Origin of the sequence: Paenibacillus caseinilyticus (assembly GCF_027533645.1) — a bacterium.
Taxonomy (GTDB): domain Bacteria; phylum Bacillota; class Bacilli; order Paenibacillales; family NBRC-103111; genus Paenibacillus_G; species Paenibacillus_G caseinilyticus.
In genome coordinates this window covers 40,228-61,219 of sequence record NZ_JAQAGY010000020.1, presented here as the reverse complement: position 1 = coordinate 61,219, position 20,992 = coordinate 40,228, and the positions used below count along the sequence as shown (strand labels likewise).

Sequence of the window (20,992 nt, the reverse complement as noted above, 5' to 3'; positions counted from 1 at the left end):
CTACTCCTTAATTTCTTCAATGAACGACTGGGACATGGTTCCCGTCCGCCGCAGCTTGGTCTCGACGCGGATCTCGTAGGGCACGGTCGGATAGATTTCGTTCCACTGGTCTTCCAGCCGGGCCCACAGCTCCGGCTTTTTGCGCCGGATCGTGTCGCCGAATCCGAACGCATCGCTCTTGAATTTCTTTTGCGCCGCGCGGATCGCTCCATCAATCATTCCCCGGATTTCATCGTTCAGGGAAGTTTCGAGTTCCTTGATCGTCTCCTTCTTGGTCAGATCGAGTGAGCATTCGACGTCGGCAACATTGGCCTCCGAACGGACCTCAATGACGATTAGGGGGTTGTCCCCTTGATTGCTCGCCTTCATGGAGGACTCCGAGCGGATCACCTCGGCTCCCAGCTTGCCCGTACCGCCGGGACAGCTTGCGGCCACGACGGTGCTTTTCATTTTGTTGAGAATAAAATTCGCCCCGACGCCTTCCTTCTCGTTCAGCCAGCCCAGTAACTTATCCTTATGGAAGATCGCCAGTCCGCCAATATTCAGCCTGGCAGGGGATGCGATACGCTCGACATTCGATTTTTTGGACCCTTGTTCCTTGTTGCCAATGATCCGTATGCCGGGCACCAGCGGCGCAATGCCGGGACGTACCAGCTTGCCGATCAGGTCCTCCAGGTTCGTTCCGAGAACCGGTCCCCAACTCTCCTCTGCTACTTTCACGGAGTTGAACATTTTGTTGGCCGGTATCTTCTCGATGGTCGTCAGCGTATTGAGCACATCGCTCGCTTTGCCGCGCGCGATCAGAATATAGAAGTCGCGGCGCAGTTCATGGTCACGCGACAGGAAATCGATGATATTGCGAATGCCCTTGCGGGCCAGTTCTTCGCTGATGACGACAATCCGCAGATGGGACAAATAAATTTTGCGAGGGGACTTCGTCGTGATGGAGCGGATGGCTTGGAACACCGTATCCTCATGGGCATCGTACAGCGTGACAGGCGCCCGGCCGGCGGAACCCCCGCCTGCTTTGTTCGAGATCTCACCGGGATCAATCACTTGGACGGTGATGGTCACCCCGCCCTTCACGACATCGAAGCCCATGGAGGAGGCGATCGCAAGCTCGTTCAATTCTCTGCGGTTCCAACATCCGGTCGTCAGCAGCGCAACGGCTAACGTGCCGAGAACAGCCAGAGGCCAGCGGCGCCCGGCCTGCAGGCCTGGCCCTTTCGAATGCTTTCTCCGGGTCAAGAGTCCTCGCCCCCTCCGCTTTTTTGCCTGAAGTGATTGCGGCTCATGAGTTTGGGCCGGGTGCTCATCCGTTTCCAGCTCAGCCTGCCTAGGAAGGTGTCCTTCATATCCCCTAGCACCATGGGGGCGTAAGGAGACATGTAGGGCACTCCGAACGAGTAGAGGGAACAGAGATGCTGGATGAGGAAGATGAGTCCGAACAGAATGCCGAACAAGCCGAAGCCCGCCGCGAGTGCCATGAAGATAAAACGCAGCATTCTTACTGAGATCGCCATGCTGTAGTGCGGGATGACAAAGTTGGTGATGGCCGTAATCGAGACGACGATAATCATCGCGGGGGACACCAGTCCCGCCTGGATCGCTGCCTGGCCCAGTACCAGGGCGCCGACGATAGACATCGCCTGTCCGATCATGCGCGGCATACGGACGCCGGCTTCGCGCAGAATCTCGAAGATGATCTCCATGATCAGCGCCTCAATGAAAGCGGGGAAGGGGATCCCTTCCCTGGAAGAAGCGAGGCCGATCAGAAGCTCGGTCGGCAGCATCTCCTGATGGAATGTCGTAATGGCGATGTAGGCAGAGGGGCCGAGCAGCGCAATGAAGAAACAGATCAGGCGCAGATAGCGCACCAGCGTGGAGATATCCGCCCGTTCATAGTAGTCTTCCGCCGACATGTAGAACTCGTTGAAGAGACAGGGGACCAGCAGGACGAACGGGGTGCCGTCTACGATGATGGCGACTCGTCCTTCCAGAAGGCCTGCCGCCGCCACATCCGGCCTCTCCGTATTGGACATCGTCGGAAAAGGTGTGACCGCTTCATCCTGGATGAGCTCCTCGATGTACCCGCTTTCGAGAATGGCATCGATATCGATGGCCTTCAGCCGGCGCCTGACTTCACTCACAACCTTGTCATCCACCATGCCTTCGATGAACATGATGCCGACATCGGTTTTGCTCACCCGGCCGATCTTCATCATCTCGAGCCTCAGCTTCGTGTCCTTGATCCGGCGCCGAATGAGCATCGTGTTCGAACGCAGGGTCTCCGTGAAGCCGTCGCGGGGGCCGCGGACGACTGTCTCGGTCGAGGGCTCGGGGATGCCGCGGTCCTTCCAGCCGCGGGTGCCTACGATGAAAGCCTGCGGATAGCCGTCGACGAGCAGCGCCGTATCGCCGGAGAGGACCGCCTCGCACACCTCATAGAGGGTGTGCGCCTCCCGCAGCTCCGAGACGGTCAGCAGCGTCTGGCGGAGGAAGGCGGGCAGTCCGGCAGCATCGGCAGGACCCGGGCCGCTGCGGAACTCGCGGATATCGAGCATGAGGGCGCGCATCATCACCTGCTGGACGATCGTCTTGTCCACGAGGCCGTCCGAGTGGATCAAGCCCGCGGGAACGCCGCCGGCCGCGCCGATCTCGAAGTCGCGGATAAGAATATCCGGCGAAGAGCCGAACTCCTTGCCGATCCGGAGCATGTTCTCCTGCAGACGGGAGGAGAGCATGGGCCCGGCCGGCGGCGCAGGGGCGGGAGAGTTGCTTGGTAACGGGGGGAGCGCAAGATCGAGCAGCCGGCGCAGGAAACCCATGGACTCCTCCTCCTTTTCATAGGGATGATTAAGACTAGCAGTAGTAAGTTATCCCATTTCTTGTATTTCTATGAGGAGAGAAACACAACAGGAAGGAATCTGGGTCAGGAATACGAATATATACGCAATGGAATACCGAAGTAAGATTGGAATCAAGGTATGGAATCAAAATGCCTGAGAAGAAACCGGGAGGGGAAGCAAACATGGGATATTACGTGGTACTGCTGCCGATGCGCGACGAGGAGAAGAGTGCGCTCTACCGGCCGGAGCATTTGGCTTATCTCGAGGAGCAGCGGGCGCTCGGCCGCATCTTCGCGAACGGCCGGTTCACGGACGGCTCGGGCGGCATGGTGATCTACAAGGCTGAGAGTGCAGGGCAGGCGCAGGATTGGGCGGCACAGGATCCTTATGTGATCCATGGAGCCCGTTCCGCAGAAGTACGCGAGTGGGACATGGTGCCGGGAACGGTAAGTCTGTGATGTGCCGCTCCCGGCGGAGTGGCAGTGCAAGCTGGAGCGGAATGGACGTACACTGGATCGAAGCGCCGCCGCTGGGCTGAAGCGGTTGTGCGGTGGCATAACGGAGGCGCTGTAAGGGCAACGTATGGGATAGAAGATAAGCTTTTTTTTCTCACAACAAGTTGGCTATAACATGTTGTTACGGTTCGCCGTGAAGCTCATCATGAACAGTGCGGTGCTTATTCCGCTGCTATACCTGCTGTCCGACGATAAGGCTACGCCGCTGGAGCTCGTCACTGCCGCGGGCGCCCTCAGCGTGATCGCCTTCCTGATTGGGGATCAATGGATCCTGCGCCAGAGCAATAACGGGCTCGCCACCCTCGCTGATACAGGGATCGGGGGCTGTTCCTTTGGGGCGCCTCCGCCTATTACGGCTGGAATCTGGATATGAGCGATCTGCTCGTTGCGGCCGGTGTGCTCGGCCTGATGGAGTTCATATACCACATCATCCTGCAGAAGTGGGATAAGAACAAGAACGCCTTCTCGTACGACGAGATCCAGTAGCCTGCCGGAGGGAAGACGGAGGTTCGAACGATCGTCATCCGCAGACTGAAGCACTGCCCAAGAGGGTAGTGCTTTTTGAATTGACAATTTATATCTTGCCAATTAGCAGCCCCGGTCGGTTTTGCCATTTTTAACTCGGGATAACGCGCCCTCTCCCTCTAATCTTTTTGTCGATATCTGCCGAAATAAACAATATGAAATCGGATATCAAGCGAGCTGGAGGGTGCATATAGTTATGGACAAGTCGTCTTATCTTGGCGTTGCATTAGGACTTATTGCAGTATTGGTTGGTATGGTGCTCAAAGGAGCTTCCATCGGCGCACTTCTGAACCCGGCAGCCTTCATGATCATCTTGGTAGGTACCGCCGCGGCTGTTATTATCGCATTTCCCCTGGGTGATCTGAAGAAATTCCCGAAGCTGCTCGGGATCCTCTTCAAGGAGCAAGTGCTTCCTGACAAGAAAGAACTGATGGATATGTTCATCGAGTGGGTATCGATTACCCGCCGCGAAGGTCTCTTGGCCCTCGAGAGCAAAGTAGATGCCATCGAAGAACCGTTCCTGAAGAACGGCATGCGGATGATCATTGACGGCAACGATCAGGATTTTGTCCGCGACGTACTGCTCGAGGAGATCTCGGCAGCAGAAGAGCGTCACCGTACCGGGGCACTGATCTTCACACAGGCCGGTACCTATGCACCGACCCTTGGCGTTCTCGGGGCCGTAATCGGTCTGGTTGCCGCGCTCGGTAACCTGAGCGAAGTAGAGAAGCTGGGCCATCTGATTTCTGCGGCCTTCATTGCCACGATGCTCGGGATTTTCTTCGGATACGTTATCTTCCATCCGATGTCCAACAAGCTCAAGCAGAAAGCGAAGAAAGAAGCGGAAGTGAAAATGATGATGGTGGAGGGTCTTCTCTCTATCCAGTCCGGGATCTCGGCGATTGCCGTGAAGCAGAAGCTGGCTGTCTTCATCCCGCCATCCCTGCGTGATGCAGAGGACGGTGAAAAGGGAGGGGCCGGCGGTGAGTAAGCACCATAAGAAGCACCACCACGAGGAGCATGTGGATGAGTCTTGGCTCATCCCCTATGCCGACCTGCTGACCCTGCTGCTTGCCCTGTTCATCATCTTGTTCGCCTCGAGCCAGACGGACCAGAAGAAGTATAATGCGATCATGCAGTCGCTTAGCGCCGCCTTCACGAGCGGGACCGGATTCTTCGAGATGAGCAATGTCGTGCCGATGAGCGACCCGAATCCGGGCGCCAAGAAGAATGACGGTGCGGACGGCCAGCCGGAGAATCCCGAGACGCCGCAGACGCCTGCCGAGCAGAAGAGCGATGAAGAGAAGCAGAAGGCGCTCGAAGTCGCATTCCAAGAGGAGAAGCGGCAGCTCGAGGAACTGAAGCAGAAGCTTGATAATTATATTCAAGAAAATAACCTGTCGGCGCAGCTGGATACGAAGCTGACCAATGATATGCTGATGATCACGATCCGCGACAACGCGCTCTTCGCTTCAGGCTCGGCCACGGTCAAGCCGGAAGCGCAGGCACTGGCGGTCTCGATGTCGACGATGCTGGCCCAGTATCCGGGCTATAACATCGAAGTATCGGGCCACACCGACAACGTGCCGATCTCCCGTCGCGACTTTGAGAGCAACTGGGATCTCAGCGCCGTGCGGGCTATGAACTTCATGAAGATCCTGCTGAGCAACAGCGCGCTGCCTCCGGAGAAATTCCGTACGATCGGCTACGGGGAATACCACCCTGTAGACACGAACGACACGCCGGAGGGCCGGGCGAAGAACCGCCGCGTAGAAGTGAGCATTATCCGCAACCTGAAGGCTGCGGAGGTCAAGTAGAGGAAGCTGAAGTCAAAGCTGAAGTCGAAGCCCGGAGAACGGGTGAAAAGAGAACGGTACAGTCCCTTGCGCATGAGGGGGCTGTACCGTTTTGGCGTGGAACGGCCGTTGCCGAGCAGCGTAGCCCCTACTCCATGAATATGTCATATTCCGCAGGGGGATCGAATTCTTCGAATTGGTTGATGGTATCGCTGAGCGCTCCGCCGGTGAAGAGGACCCAGCCTGCCGTGAGCAGGCACTGGCCGCTTCCCATGTTCGTCAGCAGAATGGCGAAGGAGAACAAGAAGGGACATAAGCATTTCGTACAGCTTGCTGCCGTCGAAATCCGTCTGGATCTCGTGGCCGCGGATGAAGACTTGGCCTTTTTGTTGATGCGTAGGCCGGAAGGTTTACCCAGGCGGGTGATGACTAGATTGTGCTTTGTGGGGATCAGTGGGATGGACATAGATGCCTGCTGCATTTGGAGCAGGACACGATCCGCCTGTTTACCCGGTACCAAACCGAATGCACCCGCGCCTATCCGGATGCAACGATCTCCGGATAGGCGCGGCGAACTGCATCCTGGATGGGTAGATGCGTTCACCGAGCTTTCAGTCCTTCATATTACAGTAAACATAGGGTCCCTGAAGCCTGAAGCGGGGGCCTTTTTTTGTTGGAATAATAACGGGCTTAGGTGGGTAAACATATACTAGTAAGTATAGAGTGTACGGAGTGTGCACTCTGTACACATTGTTCGGAATCTGATAAGATAGGAGGTGAAGAGGAGGGGATGTTAGTGCACTCCATACTTAATGCCACCGAGGTTCGCGCCAACTTTGGCGGCTTCATCGACACTGTTGTCCGTGAGAAGCCCCAGTTTGTGAAGCGTAACCGTGATGTGATTACTAGCTTGTCCGTTGATCATTTAAAATTGTTACTCTCTGCGTATGAGCTTACTTTTGAGTATGAGATTGAGGATGGTAAATATCTTGGTTCCATTGAACAGATCGAGGATTTGATTAGTGAGGCCGATACATTAGAAGAGATGAAGCTTGATCTGGCCCAGCAGCTTATCGAGTACTCCCAGATCTTCTATGATGCTTTTGAAGAGCATATGGCGGCACCCAACCGTAAGACCCATGCACCTTATATTCTCCGCGTCTTGCTGTACGATAACGTGAGCGAGGTGGCTGAGTTATTGCATGGCTAGTTGGAAAGATCTTAGGCGCTTCTTTAATAACGATGGTTGGACTCATTTACCTGACCGTAGCGGTACTGACGACTGGTACGTAAAAACTTTCCCAAATGGAGAGAAGCGCTACAGCAGATGCTCCAAGGGGACAGGTGAGATCTCCAAAGGGATGTTCGCAAAGATACTGAAGCAGCAACTCAAAGTCGATAAAGAATACTTCAACTCCAAACTGTAAAACAGAAGGAGCCCTTGCCCGGGCTCCTTTTTGCAGTCTATGAAATTGCAGCAGCCCGGAGGCCGTACCTGGAGGAGACCTGGTCTAGCGTTATTTTCTCTTCGTAGGCGATCAGCCGGGCTCTTAAGGCCGGGAGAAGGCTCGGCCCGGCCGGTATACGGCTTGTGCCGCCTCGGCATGGGCATCACTCGGATATATCGGCAAAGGCAGGGGGGAGTTTCGGGAAATACCGGTTGCACAAAAAAAATTCTTCTCTTACAATAAAGATTATTTAAACGTTTAAATAATATAAGATTATCCATTCGCTGCAAGGGGGAATTCCTATGATTCATTTTAATAAGCTGCGAGCTGCCGTACCTGCGGCTGGATATAAGCCTCCCGGACTTGCCGGAGGCTCGTGGGACCGGGAGCGTCTGGGCCAGATGAGGCAGGAGCCGCTGCTCGCCGGCCTGCTGGGCGAGATCCGGCAGGAGGCGCAGCGGGCTGCGGCCGAGCCGCTGCCCCCGCTGCCGTTTCACCTGTTCGTGAAGTTTGCGGCCCAAGGCTCCCGGCTGGAGTTTGAAGCGCCCTATTTTGAACGGCGCGGCCGCCTGCTCGCACTCGGTATGGCGTCGGTCGTCGATGAGACGGATGCCTTCCTCCCATCGCTGAACGACCTGCTCTGGGAGATCTGCTCCGAGTACAGCTGGGCGCTTCCCGCGCACCTGCCGTCCTCCTTCGAGTCGGTGCCGGGAGCACTGGTGCAGCCGGAACAAACGGTGGATTTGTTCGCGGCCGAGACCGCCCACGCGCTGGCCGAAGCGCTGTATCTGCTCGAAGGGCGTCTGGACCCTTGGGTCGTCTACCGGGTCCGGGAGGAGATCGAGCGGCGGGTGTTCCGGCCTTTATTCGAGACAGCCCGCTCCTTCGGCTGGGAGACCGCCGACCATAATTGGTCGTCGGTCTGCGCGGGGGCTGCGGGCATGGCGGCGATGCTTCTGGTGGAGGATGAGAACCGGCTCGCCGGCATGCTCGATCGGTGTATCCGGGCCATGGAATGCTTCTTGGACGGTTATGCCGAGGACGGCTGCTGCCTTGAAGGGATCGGCTATTGGAATTACGGCTTCGGCTATTACGTATACTTCGCCGACATGCTGGAGAGGTTGACGGCGGGGCAGGTCTGTCTGCTGGAGGGGGAGAAGATCGCTCGGATCGCAGCTTTCCCGGAGAGCGTAGCATTGACCGTGCCGCAGTTCATCAATTACTCCGATGCCTCGCCGGAGCACCGGCTTCAGCCCGGGCTGAACGGCAGGCTGTCCGCCAGGTTCGGCCATCCCCTGCCCCCGATGGCGGGCGGGCCGTCTCTGCACAGCGACCATTGCTACCGCTGGCCCCATACGGCGCGCAACCTGCAGTGGACCGGGGGCGGAGCGGGGGGGCGGCCGGCCGAAGCCGGGACGGTCTATTATCGCGACGCGGCCTGGTTCATCGACAAAAGCGTCTGCGACGGCGCATGGGCCGTGTTCTCGGCGAAGGGCGGGCACAACGACGAGCCGCATAACCATAACGATCTCGGTCATTTTATCGTACATCTAGCGGGCGATACGCTGCTGGCCGATCTCGGCGCCGGGGTATATACCAAGGATTACTTCGGGGAAGGCCGGTACGGGTATCTCCACAATTCCTCGGACGGGCACTCGGTGCCTCTGATTAACGGCACACCGCAGCGGCCCGGAGCGGAAGCGGAGGCCGTGGTCATCCGGCAGGAGGAGCAGGACGGCGTACGGCACTTTGAGCTGGAGCTTACAGAGGCGTATCCGGCGGAAGCGCGCCTTTCTTCTTATGTACGGACCTTCGCCTGGTCGCGCGGCGGCGAAGACCGAAGCTCGGCGGGAGAGCTGCTCCTGACGGACCGCTTCGGGTTCGGGGAGGAAGGGAACCGGGTGGAAGAACGGTTCATCTCCTTGCATCAGCCGCGGATCGGGGAGGGGCAAGTCACCTGGCAGGGCGGGCAGGGGGCCGCAGAGCTCTCGTTCGATGCCGGTCTGTGGCAGGCCGAGACGGATGCGATCCCTACGGCCGATCATCACGGCCATCCCGTTACCGTATACCGGACCCGTCTGGTCGCGGATAACATAGGCCGCTCGTTCGAGGCTTCTATGTCGATTCGGTGCAGGCTGGGACGGCCGTCCTTCGAAGGTGGTTCTTCACAATAACTTAAATAAATTCATATATTCCATTAACAAAACTCTCGTATACTGAGTCCTGTTCACTTAACTTAGAGACGGGGAGTTAGACTACATGAAGCTGTTACATACCTTGAATTTGACTGTACTCACGGCGGCCCTGCTGCTGCCAGCAGCAGCCCACGCCGCGGACGGAACGGCGGGATACGTGCCGCTGCGCGCGGGACTGGAGAACCTGGGGGCGAAGCTGGACTGGGACGATGAAGACCGGACCGTCGTGTTCAAGCTGAAGAACGGGATTGTCGGCACGGTGGCGGTCGGCGAGAAGGACTACCGGCTGGCCGGCAAGAAGGGGGAACTTGCAGGCGAAGTGAAGCTGGTGGACGAGCACACGCACATCCCTGCCGAGCTGTGGGCGAAGATCGAGGCGGAGAATAGCGGTTATACGGACGGAGCGAAAGCGCCGAAGTTCTTCGAAGTCCGGGCGGACGCCGAGACCGAAGCGGTGGGCAACGGCGAGGATGCGGCGGATGATCCGGCGATCTGGGTAGACGGGGCCGACCCGTCGAAGAGCAAGCTGATCGCGACGAACAAGGCCGGCGGCGTGCTCGTGTATGATCTGGGCGGCAAGCAGCTGCATTCATACCCGACGGGCAAGATGAACAATATCGACCTCCGGTACGATTTTCCGCTGGGCGGCTCCAAGGTCGATATCGTGGCGGCAACGAACCGGACGACCAATACGATCGATGTATGGGCGGTCTCGGGCGAAACCGGCGAACTGAAGGATATCGCAGCCGAACCGATCCGCTCCAAGATGGGCGAAGTCTACGGATTCAGCCTGTACCACAGCTTGCGGACAGGGAAGTTCTATGCGCTTGTCCTCGGCAAGAAAGGCGAGTTCGAGCAGTATGAGCTGGCGGACAACGGCAGCGGGAAGGTGACCGGCAAGCTCGTGCGGGAGTTCATGCTGGATTCTCAGTCCGAGGGTCTGGCGGCCGACGACGAGTACGGCACGATGTACATCGCCGAGGAAGATGCCGGTATCTGGAAGTACAGCGCGGAGCCGGACGGCGGCCTGAAGCCGCTCGCTCAAGTCGACATCGCGGACGGACGCCGCCTGCAGGACGACGTGGAAGGGCTCACGCTCTACTACGGTGCGGACGGCCAAGGCTTCCTGATCGCTTCGAGCCAGGGCAGCAACTCGTATGCGGTCTATCAGCGCGAGGGCGCGAACGACTACCTCTCGAACTTCACGATCGCAGACGGCGACAAGGTGGACGGCACGACGGAGACCGACGGCATCGATGTGATGAGCTTCGGGCTTGGGGCGAAGTACCCGCAGGGCATCTTCGTCTCCCAGGACGACGCGAACATGAAGGACGGCGTGAAGATCAACCAGAACTTCAAGATCGTCCCTTGGGAGGCGGTCGCGAAGGGGTTGAACGCTCCGGCTGCCGCCGGGCAGACCGACCCGCGCAAGCTGGTGAAGCGGGGCGAGTAGCAGCAAGCAGGCAAGAGTGAGGATGCAGGCCCTATGTGGTCTGCATCCTTTTGCTGCATGCTGCTATCCCTTCTCCAGGAGTTTGCCCAGCGGATGGAGTACGGAAGACACCCATTGGGTGGGGCCTGGGGTCTCCGGAGCGATCCATACGAGGAGAGAGCACGCATAGACTACGATATAAAGAAGTCCCCATAGAACTTTTTCCCGTACGGGGTTCTGACGAATGCTGCTCCATTCCCAGCGTGCCAATCCTGCATACAGCAGGGTAACCAAGAGGATTTTCAGGGCGGTCACGGGTTGATCACCTCGGATGAAGGAACAGCCGTGCTTCCGCCGATGGATCCGCTGCGTTGAATTTCTGCTTGAGCGTGGATGGCCACTTGCAGCTTGGGGAAGATCTCGTCCCACTGTTCTTTCATCTTCCGCCACTCTCCGGGATACTTCCGGTGAATCGCATCGGCGAATCCGAAGATATCCGTATTCCATTTCTGCTGTGCCGCATGGAGTGTCTGCCGAATCCGCTTCTCCAGAGTCAGGTTTAACTGGCTTTCCAGCTGTTGGTTGAACTTCGGATTCATCGGATTCATCTTGGAGGTGTTCTGGATCAGATAAGTTTCGGCCTTCAGTACAACGTTCATGATCATTTGCCCATTCTGTATTTCTGGGATCAGCTTCACATTATTTTTAATGGAACGCACCGAAGCCGTTCCTCCGTCCTTGCCCCCGGCTGGAAAGGTAATGTTCGCCGTGTCGAGTTCGTTGCGTATCCATAAGACGCCGCGGGTAAGCGAGTCGTCCATCGTACCAACCAGCTTTCCTTTTTTGATGAGTGCCACCCCGCGGATGTAATGAATCGTCGATTGATCACTCTTAGCGCTTTCCGGAGGAAGCTTCTGCAGGAGAGGGAGAACGGCAGTTCCCGATTGGCCGCTGAGCTGCAGCTCCAGATCCTTGATCGTCACGCTCATGCCCGTCTTGAGTTCCGCCATTTCACGCACGACTTCGGCCGACGAGCGTTCCAGGCGGGGTTGATTCATGAGCATTTCCTTTCCTTTGCTTGTGCTGATGAATACGTAAGCCCTCTTTCGGGGCTCCGAGGAGCGCGCGAGAAAATCGACATGGTCCGTTATGCCCCCTCGGGCCACCTGTTCCCCCAGAATGTACACTTCGTCATGTCCGAGAAAAAGCGTACGGGGAATTTGCTCCTGCAGCTTCCCGAGAGCGTCGCCAATCGAGCTGCCGGTCGCGGACCGGACCAGCGTCGAGCCGCCCGCACCTTGGCCCGCCTGCATCTCCCCGCCGCCTCCGCCTCCGCCGCCTCCGGAAGAACGGGGAATGAAGATCTGGGCCGAGACTTCGATGGCATGAGCACCTGCTTTGTCGATGGCCATGGCCATGACGAAGGCCAGATCGTTCACTTCCGTCCGGTCCCAGCAGCCTGTCAGCCCCAAGACAAGACTGGCTGCAGCGAAGGCCAGCCTCCACCCCCGGATCACGGCTGCATCTCCCGCCGGCCCGGGCGCTTCCCCTTCCTGGAAGCGATAGCCCAGGCCAGTAAGAGGAGGGGAAGAAGCACACGAACGATCAGACCGTAGAAGGGAACCGCGCTGCCAAGAAATCCTGCCAGCTCCTGGTGGTTCGGAGCGGCCCAGATGGCGAATACCGCGGTCAATAAGCCCAGGGGAATAACAACCTGCCGGTAATTCGGGAGCTGGAGCCATTGGGCCGTACCCAAGCAGAGCACATAATGAATCATGCTGATCTTGATGAACATGACGGAGATCCAGATAGCAACGATCAGCGCTTCCACATGCTGCAGAAAACCAGCTAAGCTAATGTATTCGGCAGCGCTCATGAGAGGATACAACTGGCGGGATACGGTGCTGCCGAACAGCATGAGCGACAGCAGGCTGGTCAGCACCAAGGTGACCAGCACGCCTAAGAAGGCATAGAGGGACAGCCGGAACGTAAGCTTCTCCGAATCGGATACGTAAGGAAGAAGGAACGCCATCAGGAACAGCTCGCTGTACCAGCTCTGGGCGGAGATGGAACCCATTAAGGAAGGAGTCAGTCCTTTCTCCATGAAAGGCTGTACTTGAAGAATATCCAAATCGGGCAGGAGCAGGAGCATCACCAGCATCAACAGCGAAACGACAACCGGAACGAACATTTGGGCACTTCGCCCCACCGTCTCGATTCCGCCGGAAACGGCAAACATGCAAACCAGCATCATACTGCCCATGATGAACAAAAGGGGGGTCCGCGGGAGAACGGATCCTTCGATGAACTCTCCATATTGCCGTAGATTCAGGCTGTTGATTTGGAGATAGAAGAACAAGAAGACCATGCCCAGCACCTTGCCCCCCAAGCGGCCGCAAATATCCATACTGTATTCAATGACCGTCCGGTTCGGGAAGCGCCGGTGCAGGGCTATGGTCATCCAGATTACGAGCAGGCCGGTGAAGGAAGCCCATAGCGGAGAAAGATACATGTCTCTCTCCGCGTGTTTTGCCATAATGGAGGGGGCCTGCAGGATCACCGTCGCCAGTACGGTAGAATAGAGAAGCAGTGCCATTTGCAGAGCCGAAATACGTCCTTTCTCTAACATGCCGGCTAGTCAACTCCTTTGGCCTCGTGGATTGCGCTGACGAACGGGGTTCCCCGAGTGCTTCAATTTTGGCCGGGTATCCATCTTCCACACGGGTGCCCGAAACAGCGCATCCTTCCAGGACTTCTTGTTCTGGGGGGCGATCGGGCTGAGGTAGGGCTCACCGAATGAACGCAGCCGGCACAAGTGGACCACAATGATAATGACGCCCAGGGTTAACCCCACCAAGCCCTGGATCCCCGAGAGGAGCATCAGAGGGAAGCGGAGAATCCGGTACACGATGCTGGTCTGGTACTGGGGGATCATGAAGGAAGCGATCCCGGTAATGGCGACCACCATCACCATGGGGGAGGATACGAGTCCTGCGGCCGTAGCCGCCTGGCCGATAACCAGCGCCCCTACGATGCTGACGGCGGCGCCCACTTGCTTGGGCAGCCGTATACCTGCTTCCCGAAGCGCCTCGAACATTAATTCCATCATGAAGGCTTCTACCACCGCCGGAAACGGGATATCCTCCCGCGATTTGGCTATGGAAAGCAAGAGGGTCGTCGGAACCATCTCCTGATGGTACGTAAGTATAGCTACATAGAACGAAGGGGCGAAGAGAGCCACGAAGGAGAACATATACCTGATCCAACGGATTAACGTGCCGCTGACGGAGCGCTGGTAATAGTCCTCAGGCGACTGCAGCAGGGTGAACAAGGTGACAGGCGCGATGAGGGCAAAAGGGGTGCCTTCCAACAGGAGGACAATCCTGCCCTCCAGCAGCGCAGCGGCGCATACATCCGGTCTTTCGGTTGCTCTGAGCTGAGGAAAAGGAGAATATGGATGGTCTTCTATCAGCTCTTCGATATAGGAACTCTCCAGAATGCCGTCCAGCTGTATGCGCTGGATTCGTTCGGAGGCCTCGCGGATGAGGCCGGGACTGGCGATCCCCTCGATATAAGCCAAAGCGAGTGCCGTTTTTGTATATTCGCCCACAGAGAAAAAATTCATTTTCAGCTTGGGGCTTCGGATCTTCCGACGGAGCAGCACCGTATTGGAGCCCAGGTCTTCCGTGAACCCTTCGCGCGGTCCCCGGACAACGGATTCTGCCTGCGGTTCCTCAATGGAGCGCTTGTCCCACTTGGGGATGGCAAGGGAGAAGGCCGCGGCGTGCCCTTCGATCAATAGAGCCGGATTCCCGTTCAGAAGCCGCTGCCCCAGGTCAATCAAGGAGTGGACTTCGTCCACGGACGCAAGGGGCAAATGCTGTGTAAAGTAGTCTGCGGTCAGGGGGGGATCCTGTTCAACCATATGAATATCGTGCATGATCCCGACTACCTGCTGTTGGAGCAGGGCGCTGTCGGTCATGCCGGGAATATAGGCGATGACCGTACGCTGGCCGCTGCCGAGGGCGCTTTCGCAGAATAAGACATCGTCGCAGCCATCGAACATGTCATGCAGCAGGAGGATGTTCCGGTTATAATCCGGTCCGAGCGTATCTTCGGCGGATGGAGGGACGGGAGGCGGCTCCGCTTGCCCGTTCCGTGACGAGTGGCTCATGGTCCTGTCTCCTTTGGCGGCTGCAAGAGTACATCCTTCAGGCTAACCTAAACAGGTAATATTATACTGGCCCGGAAGGGGAATTACGGCAGGCCGGGAGTTCGAATCAGACGTTCCGGAAGGCGATGAGATTCTGTGCGGGATCCAGGTCCACGCGCAGGGTTCATGTCCATACCCATACAAAAAACATGCCGCCTCTTCACCGCAGCGCAATGGCTGGGTGGAGAGGCGGCATGTCCTATAAGGGGGCAAGCAGTGGAAGCGATCAAGTGGAATGGAGTACGGCATGGGGAAGGCAGTGAGGGAATTGCCTTAGGATTCGGCAGGCTGCCGGATCTCCGCTACCTCCACCTTGTAGGCCTTGACCCGTCCGCCGTTCACCTCGACTTCCTCCTCGCGGATATAGGTTCCGGTGACAAGCGCGCTGCCAGCATCGTAAGCGCCCAGGCCTTGGAGCAGCAGCGTCCGGTTGCCGGCCCTCACGATGGCCCGATCCTTGCCGGCAGCCGGCAGCGTCACTTCGAAGCGGACGAGCTCGTTCTTGTGCTTCGTCAGATCGCCGGCCTGTATGCGAAGAGCTTCCTCGCCCGGCTGCGCATCCGTCCCATTCCGGTTGCCCTGGCTGTCCATACCAGGGGGAGTCCCCTCGGTAACGTCGTTCTTCGTGCTTGCGGCTGGTTTGTCGGCTTCAACCCGGACGAGCTCATAGCGTCCGTTCTTATACTCGAAGTATCCCTTGACCGCGTCTCCCGCAGAAGGATCAGAGTCCCCTCCGCGCGTACCGCGGCCGCTGTTGTTCCGGCCGCTATCCCCGGCATCTTCGGCAAGAAGCGGCCGCTCGGCGGTCAGCTTGCCTTTGGCCGTGATGGCCAGCCGGTCGGCCTCCACGTCGAGTATGAGCCTCAGCCCGGCACCCTCCTGCTGCAGCTCGTACAGCAGGTAGTGCCCCCGGCGCTCCGCAGGCTCCGCCTCGGCCAGCAGCAGCGGCCGCCCCTGCGGGCTGTACTCGGCCGCAAAGCGCAGCGACTGCAGCTTCAGCCCCGGCGGCAGCTCGCCCTCGCTGACCGGCGCGGCCTGCCCCGGCTCGGCACCACCCGCGGCACCTGCGAGGCGCGCGAGCACGAGCCGGGGCCGCTCGCCGGCCAGCAGCCCGGCGGCCAGCGCGGCGCCGTCTGCCGCCTTGCCGGAGGCGGTCAGCGAGAGCTCGCCGGCCACGCCGGCCTTCGCCAGCAGCGCCGCCGGGTCGCCCTCGAGCCGGCGCAGCTCCAGCGCGGCGATCTCCTTCGCCGTGTCGCGGTAGCTCCCGAGCGTGCGGTACAGCTCCAGCGCCTCGTCATACTTGCGGGCGCCCGCAAGCTGATCGGCCCGGGCGAGCTGCCGCTTCACCGCGGCTTCCGCGAAGGCGCCGGCCTTGCCTCCGCCGGTGCCGAGCAGCGCCGCATGCGCCTGCACGGCCTTGCCGGCTGCGAGGAAGGCGGGCAGGTCTTTCTTCTCGAGCGCGGTGAGCTCGGCCAGCGCATACTTGTCGAGCTTCGGCGTTAGCCATGGAGCCTCCCACGGCACCGCCGCGTACCAGCTGCGGATCGACTCGCCGAGCTGGAGCACCGCCTCCAGCTTCTGCGTCTTCGCCGCCGCGTCGAGCCGCGCATTGTCGTAGCGCTGGAGCAGCGCGTTCGCCTCCTTGCGCTTCGCCGCCTCGCCGCCGTAGACGGCCGCGGGCAGCCGCAGCAGGTCAGCCGCGGCGACCGCGGCCGCCTTGCCGCCGTCCTCGCCGGGCTCGCCCTTGGCGGCGACCGCCGCCTCGAGCTGCTGCGCAGCGCGCTTCCGCGCTGCCGCATACGCCTCGGCGAGCTTCGCCTCGACGCCTGCGGCCTGCGCCGCCTCCGCGAAGCGCCGCTTCGCGTCTTCGCCGGCCTTGGCGGCGGCCGCCTGCGCCCCGCGGAAGCGGTCGTGCGCCTGCAGCAGCGCCGGCACGTCGCCCGCGGCGGAAGCCGCCTCCACCTCGGCGGCGAGCTCTGCGGTCACGCGCTTCGCCTGCGTGACCGGCTGCAGGGCGAGCAGCGCGGCGTCGATCTCGCCGCGCTGCTCCGCGAAGCCCCCAGGCACGGCCAGTGCCCGGCTGTACAGCTCTTCCGCCGCGAGCAGATCGCCCGCGGCCCGGGCGCTCCCGGCCTGGGATAGAAGCGCCAGATACTCGCGCACATAGTAGATTTTGGCGGCGGCGGCGAGGACGGCGACAATTAGTAACAAAATCGCCACATTTCTGAAACGACCCGCCCGTCTATACGTAAAGTGGATCATGAAGGAACGCCGCCTTTTCTACAAAATGGGTGCGAATTCGGCATCCGACGGGAAGCGCTGCTTCGCGGCCTCGAGCACCTTGGCGTGGAGCTCCGGGTACGTCCCGGGCGACTCCGTCAGCAGCCGGTGCAGACGCAGCAGCCGGTCCTTCGGCAGATGCTCCGCCTGCTCCAGGATCAGGTCGTAGTAGAGCGCTAAGTGCTCTCTGACCCGCAGTGCGGCGCCGGCTGCGGCAGCCAGCACGCCGGGGCCGACGGCCATCTCGCGGACCACCGTGCGGTACTTCATGCAGTAGTCCAGCACATCCTTGCCGATCAGCTGAGGACGAACCCTGCCGACCTCGTGGAGGTAGTGGATGAAGTCCTTGTCGAAGCGGCTCGGAAGCAGAGAGGAGAGCTCAAGATCCATGTCGCTGCGAAGAATAAACCGGCTCAAGCACAGGAGGCGGAGCACCTTAATCGGGTCGTTCCGCAGAAAATAACCGATTTCGCGAAATTTTTCATAGGCGGCTAGGTAGTCGTCCTGCTTCAAGTCCTCTTCCGCATCGTCGATGTCGCTGAGCAGGCCGGCGCGAATTTCTTTGCCGTCCTGCAGGAGCAGGCGGTGAAGCGTACGTCTATAGATATAAGGCTCGAAGCGCCTGCCCAGTCCATACCGCACTCCTATTAATAGAAGGGCCCCGGCCAGCGCCGCGGTCATTTCTTCGAAGGACCCGGCAGCCGCGAAGGCGGCGAGGCCAAGGGCGGCAAGAATCAGCAGGTCGGTCTGCAGACCGCGCTTCATTACCGTACGGGCCGCCTGCTCCACGGGAGTCCGGGTTCCCTGGGCCCCGCAGGACAAGCAGTGCTCGTGCCAGAGGCAGGAATAGCGCCCGCATTTGCGGCAAAGCTGCAGCCGCTGAAACAAATGAGCCGTAGGATTCGTCTTACGGAAGTGTACGGGAATTTTTACCAAGGGTTTGTCGCTCATGGAGATTCCTCCTTCTGTTCCAGCCGCGAGGCAAAATCCGTGTCGATCGCTTCCAAAGAGGCGTCTTTGCGCCGCAGGAGCAGGAAGTTTGCGAGCCGGTACAGCACGAAGACCGTCGCCAGCGCAAGCAGAATTGCGGTTCGCATCGAGGGGATCCTCCTTCGTCGAATATAACGCAGCCGGGCGTTTCACCGAATTTTCACCCCGTATGCGTAGCATGGGGGATAACCCGGCCCGGCGGGCGGCTGCATGATTTTTACGATACCAAAGTCTTGCCGGAGAAGATAGATTTCCGGGACAACCCGCGTGCTTCTTAAGAATTCTATAAGAATTGGCGAGTGGAATTTTGAGTTTCTACCCGTTACTATAAAGTTTAGTAGATGGCAGCCACTGCTATTTTACTATCTATGCATCGAAAATACTACTTCACCCCCCGCCCCTATTCGTCCGGGTTCGACAAGGCAGGGGTGGATGATCAATGGAGGCACGAACGCCGTGAAAGATATGATAAAACTGCTTCTCACCCTGGTATTCGCGATCGGACTGGCCCTTCCGGGGCTCCCGGCCGGTGCCGCAGGTACGGCGGCAGGCAGCTCTCCGATGGATGCGGTCATGGCGGTGGACGTATCCCTGTCGATGGACGAGAGCGATGGCAGGAAAGTGAGCTACGAGGCGGTCAAAATGTTCGTCGACATGGCGTCCGCCCAAGGAGATAAAGTGGGCGTGGTGGCCTACACCGACCAGGTGCTGCGGGAAAAAGCACTGATGAAATTGAACACGGCCCAGGACAAACAGGACGTCAAAGCGTTCATCGACGGACTGGTGCGCGGGCCGCGGACGGATCTGGCCATGGGCGTGAACGAAGCGGTCAAGGTGCTGGAGAACGGCACGGAACCGGGGCATATCCCGATCATCGTGCTGCTCACCGACGGGAACAACGACCTGCCGGATGGACGCACACAGGCGCAGTCGGACCAGATGCTGAACGCCGCGCTGAAGCAGGCCAAGGACAAGGGCATCCCGGTCTACACGATCGGACTCAATGCCGACGGACAGCTCAACAAGTCCGTGCTCGACCGCATTGCAGGCGAGACGAATGCCAAATCTTTCGTTACTTCGACGGCGGACGACCTGCCCCGCATCCTCAGCGAAATCTATGCGAGCCACCTGAAGCTGAAGGTGGTCCCGCTGCAGGGGTTAACGGCGAACGGCCAGTTCCAGGACGTGACGATCGACATTCCGAATGCGAGCGTGCAGGAGGCGAACATCTCGATCATGTCGCCGAACCCGGTGGAGGTGAAGCTGTTCGACCCGAGCGGCCAGCCGCAGACCGTACCGTCGAATTCGGTCATTTATACTTCATCGAACGCCTATTCCCTGCTCAAGATCCTGAATCCCTCCCAGGGCGCATGGAAGCTGCAAGTGAAGGGCGTACCGCAGGACAACATCAACATCAATCTCGTCTACAATTACGATCTGGCGCTGACTCTGGAGCCTCTGAAGTCGACGGTGTACAAGCCGGGGGATGAGGTCAGCGTCAAGGCTTATCTGGAATCCGGCGGACAGAAGGTCAGCGATGCGAGCCTCTATAAGAATCTGAAGTCGACGCTGCTCGTGACGGATCTCGATACGGGCAAAACGGTGGAGCAGCCGCTAGCCGCAGCCGTGCAGGGCATCGAAGGCAGCTATAAGCTTCCGGAAGCCCACGATTACGAGCTCAAGGTGAAGGTGGAGGATGCCAACCTTGTGAGGGAGACGGCACCGCTCAAGATTACGGCCAAATCCGGCGCACCGGCACCGGTGCAGCCGCCGGGAACCCCTGCCGCCGAGAAACCGGGACTTGGAGCCGGCGTATGGGCGGGCATCATCGCTGCCGTACTTGCGGTTGCTGCTGCCGTACTGTTCGCTATGGCCCAGTGGCGCAGGGCGAACCGTGGATTCTTCGGCCAGATCGTCATCGAGATCAAGGATGAGGATACCGGCGAGCGGACAAGCCCGCAGTACCGCAAGCTGAATGCGTTCAAGGGCAAGGTCACCCTGCACCAGCTGCTGCAGCTGGCGCCCGAATTCGCCGAGACCGGCGATCTAGTGCTCCGCCCGGGCCCGTCCGATACGCTGCTGCTGCAGAACCGCACGCCGGCCGTCATCGAGAAGGGCGGCCGCATCTTCGACGCCGCCCAGCCCAAAGAAGTGCGCGCCGGCGACCGGCTCCGCGTCACGCTCAGCCAGGTGAACAAGTCGGTCACCCTGGAGTACATCAAGTAAATCCGGGTGAGGCGTATAGCCGCACAGACCGAGCAGGAAGCGCCGGCCCGGTAGTTGACGGGGCCGAACATCAGCCTCCTCCAAGGTCGGCTGCATTAGCCATTCGCCCCGTGAAAGGTAAGACGGGTTAACTATGGCGCTGACCTTAGGCCACTGCACACCCATAGTCGAAGAGCCGAGTGCCCTGCGCCCGCACCCGTAGGGACCCGTACGAATAGACGTTCACCGGGGCCTGGCAGCCTGCATGACCTGACTCGTGCAGCCACGGCGGCCCCTAACGGAACAGCGATAACTTAATTGGGTAAATATCAAGACAGTGTATCTACTAGGGTGTGTTTTCTAGCGGAACGGAAATTCGTTATCGTCTTCCCCCTGCGGGGTCAGAGGGTAGAACGCCCTTCATGCAGTAAAGCGTGTCCCTGCAAGGGACAAAGCGCTCCCAGCACCACGTACCGTCAATGCGTCTCCAACCCGCCCCCGTTAACCTTTCCGCGAGTCCAGAGGGCCGGTGCCCTTTGGGGTC

At 59.2% G+C, this 20,992-nt stretch carries 19 protein-coding genes; 9 read left to right on the top strand and 10 right to left on the bottom strand.

The window, feature by feature from the left end; all coding sequences use genetic code 11:
• Both O9H32_RS24405 and O9H32_RS24400 read right to left on the bottom strand, forming a co-directional pair.
• On the bottom strand, positions 1-1,248 hold the full coding sequence (locus O9H32_RS24405; protein WP_269868733.1) for a Ger(x)C family spore germination protein: 1,248 nt from the start codon (positions 1,246-1,248) through the stop codon (positions 1-3).
• On the bottom strand, positions 1,245-2,828 hold the full coding sequence (locus O9H32_RS24400) for a spore germination protein (RefSeq protein WP_269868732.1): 1,584 nt from the start codon (positions 2,826-2,828) through the stop codon (positions 1,245-1,247). Before O9H32_RS24400 ends, O9H32_RS24405 begins: the two co-directional genes overlap by 4 nt.
• 203 nt (positions 2,829-3,031) lie before the next feature.
• On the opposite strand from O9H32_RS24400, the gene O9H32_RS24395 reads away from it, so the two are divergent.
• From O9H32_RS24395 to motB, 4 genes are all read left to right on the top strand, one after another.
• Entirely contained in the window at positions 3,032-3,307 is a 276-nt protein-coding gene (locus tag O9H32_RS24395; RefSeq protein WP_269868731.1) for a YciI family protein, read from the top strand.
• Positions 3,308-3,479: 172 nt separating this feature from the next.
• A complete protein-coding gene (locus O9H32_RS24390) occupies positions 3,480-3,737 on the top strand; it encodes a DUF2512 family protein (RefSeq protein ID WP_269868730.1) in 258 nt (85 codons plus the stop codon).
• Between the two features lie 348 nt (positions 3,738-4,085).
• The gene (motA, locus tag O9H32_RS24385) at positions 4,086-4,880 is read left to right on the top strand and encodes a flagellar motor stator protein MotA (protein ID WP_269868729.1); all 795 of its coding nucleotides are present in this window, start codon (positions 4,086-4,088) and stop codon (positions 4,878-4,880) included.
• Positions 4,873-5,706 (top strand): flagellar motor protein MotB, encoded by an 834-nt coding sequence (motB, locus tag O9H32_RS24380; RefSeq protein ID WP_269868728.1) that lies wholly within the window; start codon positions 4,873-4,875, stop codon positions 5,704-5,706. Before motA ends, motB begins: the two co-directional genes overlap by 8 nt.
• Positions 5,707-5,833: 127 nt before the next feature.
• Here the strand turns inward: motB and O9H32_RS24375 are convergent, their stop codons facing one another.
• Positions 5,834-5,989, bottom strand: coding sequence for a hypothetical protein (locus O9H32_RS24375; protein WP_269868727.1), 156 nt, complete (start codon positions 5,987-5,989; stop codon positions 5,834-5,836).
• 486 nt (positions 5,990-6,475) lie between these two features.
• Between O9H32_RS24375 and O9H32_RS24370 the strand changes: the two genes are divergently transcribed.
• The 4 genes from O9H32_RS24370 (at position 6,476) to O9H32_RS24355 (ending at position 10,781) form a co-directional block, all read left to right on the top strand.
• Positions 6,476-6,895, top strand: a complete 420-nt coding sequence (locus tag O9H32_RS24370; protein WP_269868726.1) for a hypothetical protein — start codon at positions 6,476-6,478, stop codon at positions 6,893-6,895.
• Positions 6,888-7,112 (top strand): type II toxin-antitoxin system HicA family toxin, encoded by a 225-nt coding sequence (locus O9H32_RS24365; RefSeq protein WP_269868725.1) that lies wholly within the window; start codon positions 6,888-6,890, stop codon positions 7,110-7,112. The genes O9H32_RS24370 and O9H32_RS24365 overlap by 8 nt, the downstream gene beginning before the upstream one ends.
• 323 nt (positions 7,113-7,435) lie before the next feature.
• On the top strand, positions 7,436-9,307 hold the full coding sequence (locus tag O9H32_RS24360) for a heparinase II/III family protein (protein WP_269868724.1): 1,872 nt from the start codon (positions 7,436-7,438) through the stop codon (positions 9,305-9,307).
• A gap of 85 nt (positions 9,308-9,392) precedes the next feature.
• The gene (locus O9H32_RS24355; protein ID WP_269868723.1) at positions 9,393-10,781 is read left to right on the top strand and encodes a phytase; all 1,389 of its coding nucleotides are present in this window, start codon (positions 9,393-9,395) and stop codon (positions 10,779-10,781) included.
• 63 nt (positions 10,782-10,844) lie between these two features.
• Here O9H32_RS24355 and O9H32_RS24350 read toward each other — a convergent pair whose 3' ends face one another.
• From O9H32_RS24350 to O9H32_RS24320, 7 genes are all read right to left on the bottom strand, one after another.
• Positions 10,845-11,075, bottom strand: a complete 231-nt coding sequence (locus tag O9H32_RS24350; RefSeq protein ID WP_269868722.1) for a hypothetical protein — start codon at positions 11,073-11,075, stop codon at positions 10,845-10,847.
• The gene (locus O9H32_RS24345; protein ID WP_269868721.1) at positions 11,072-12,277 is read right to left on the bottom strand and encodes a Ger(x)C family spore germination protein; all 1,206 of its coding nucleotides are present in this window, start codon (positions 12,275-12,277) and stop codon (positions 11,072-11,074) included. The genes O9H32_RS24350 and O9H32_RS24345 overlap by 4 nt, the downstream gene beginning before the upstream one ends.
• Positions 12,274-13,389, bottom strand: a complete 1,116-nt coding sequence (locus O9H32_RS24340) for a GerAB/ArcD/ProY family transporter (protein WP_269868720.1) — start codon at positions 13,387-13,389, stop codon at positions 12,274-12,276. Before O9H32_RS24340 ends, O9H32_RS24345 begins: the two co-directional genes overlap by 4 nt.
• Positions 13,390-13,398: 9 nt before the next feature.
• The gene (locus tag O9H32_RS24335; protein WP_269868719.1) at positions 13,399-14,934 is read right to left on the bottom strand and encodes a spore germination protein; all 1,536 of its coding nucleotides are present in this window, start codon (positions 14,932-14,934) and stop codon (positions 13,399-13,401) included.
• A gap of 312 nt (positions 14,935-15,246) precedes the next feature.
• Positions 15,247-17,193, bottom strand: a complete 1,947-nt coding sequence (locus O9H32_RS24330; protein WP_269868799.1) for a hypothetical protein — start codon at positions 17,191-17,193, stop codon at positions 15,247-15,249.
• A gap of 60 nt (positions 17,194-17,253) precedes the next feature.
• Entirely contained in the window at positions 17,254-18,204 is a 951-nt protein-coding gene (locus tag O9H32_RS24325; protein WP_269868718.1) for a hypothetical protein, read from the bottom strand.
• Positions 18,201-18,350 (bottom strand): hypothetical protein, encoded by a 150-nt coding sequence (locus O9H32_RS24320; protein ID WP_269868717.1) that lies wholly within the window; start codon positions 18,348-18,350, stop codon positions 18,201-18,203. Before O9H32_RS24320 ends, O9H32_RS24325 begins: the two co-directional genes overlap by 4 nt.
• Before the next feature lie 358 nt (positions 18,351-18,708).
• Between O9H32_RS24320 and O9H32_RS24315 the strand changes: the two genes are divergently transcribed.
• The gene (locus O9H32_RS24315; protein ID WP_406627369.1) at positions 18,709-20,469 is read left to right on the top strand and encodes a VWA domain-containing protein; all 1,761 of its coding nucleotides are present in this window, start codon (positions 18,709-18,711) and stop codon (positions 20,467-20,469) included.
• Positions 20,470-20,992 lie beyond the last annotated feature (523 nt).

Coding starts and splice junctions, on each gene's coding strand:
- O9H32_RS24335 (WP_269868719.1), bottom strand. CDS start 14,934: ATGAGCCACTCGTCACGGAACGGGCAAGCGGAGCCGCCTCCCGTCCCT.
- O9H32_RS24365 (WP_269868725.1), top strand. CDS start 6,888: ATGGCTAGTTGGAAAGATCTTAGGCGCTTCTTTAATAACGATGGTTGG.
- O9H32_RS24315 (WP_406627369.1), top strand. CDS start 18,709: ATGATAAAACTGCTTCTCACCCTGGTATTCGCGATCGGACTGGCCCTT.
- O9H32_RS24325 (WP_269868718.1), bottom strand. CDS start 18,204: ATGAGCGACAAACCCTTGGTAAAAATTCCCGTACACTTCCGTAAGACG.
- O9H32_RS24370 (WP_269868726.1), top strand. CDS start 6,476: ATGTTAGTGCACTCCATACTTAATGCCACCGAGGTTCGCGCCAACTTT.
- O9H32_RS24355 (WP_269868723.1), top strand. CDS start 9,393: ATGAAGCTGTTACATACCTTGAATTTGACTGTACTCACGGCGGCCCTG.
- O9H32_RS24360 (WP_269868724.1), top strand. CDS start 7,436: ATGATTCATTTTAATAAGCTGCGAGCTGCCGTACCTGCGGCTGGATAT.
- O9H32_RS24395 (WP_269868731.1), top strand. CDS start 3,032: ATGGGATATTACGTGGTACTGCTGCCGATGCGCGACGAGGAGAAGAGT.
- O9H32_RS24400 (WP_269868732.1), bottom strand. CDS start 2,828: ATGGGTTTCCTGCGCCGGCTGCTCGATCTTGCGCTCCCCCCGTTACCA.
- O9H32_RS24340 (WP_269868720.1), bottom strand. CDS start 13,389: ATGTTAGAGAAAGGACGTATTTCGGCTCTGCAAATGGCACTGCTTCTC.
- motA (WP_269868729.1), top strand. CDS start 4,086: ATGGACAAGTCGTCTTATCTTGGCGTTGCATTAGGACTTATTGCAGTA.
- O9H32_RS24320 (WP_269868717.1), bottom strand. CDS start 18,350: ATGCGAACCGCAATTCTGCTTGCGCTGGCGACGGTCTTCGTGCTGTAC.
- O9H32_RS24390 (WP_269868730.1), top strand. CDS start 3,480: ATGTTGTTACGGTTCGCCGTGAAGCTCATCATGAACAGTGCGGTGCTT.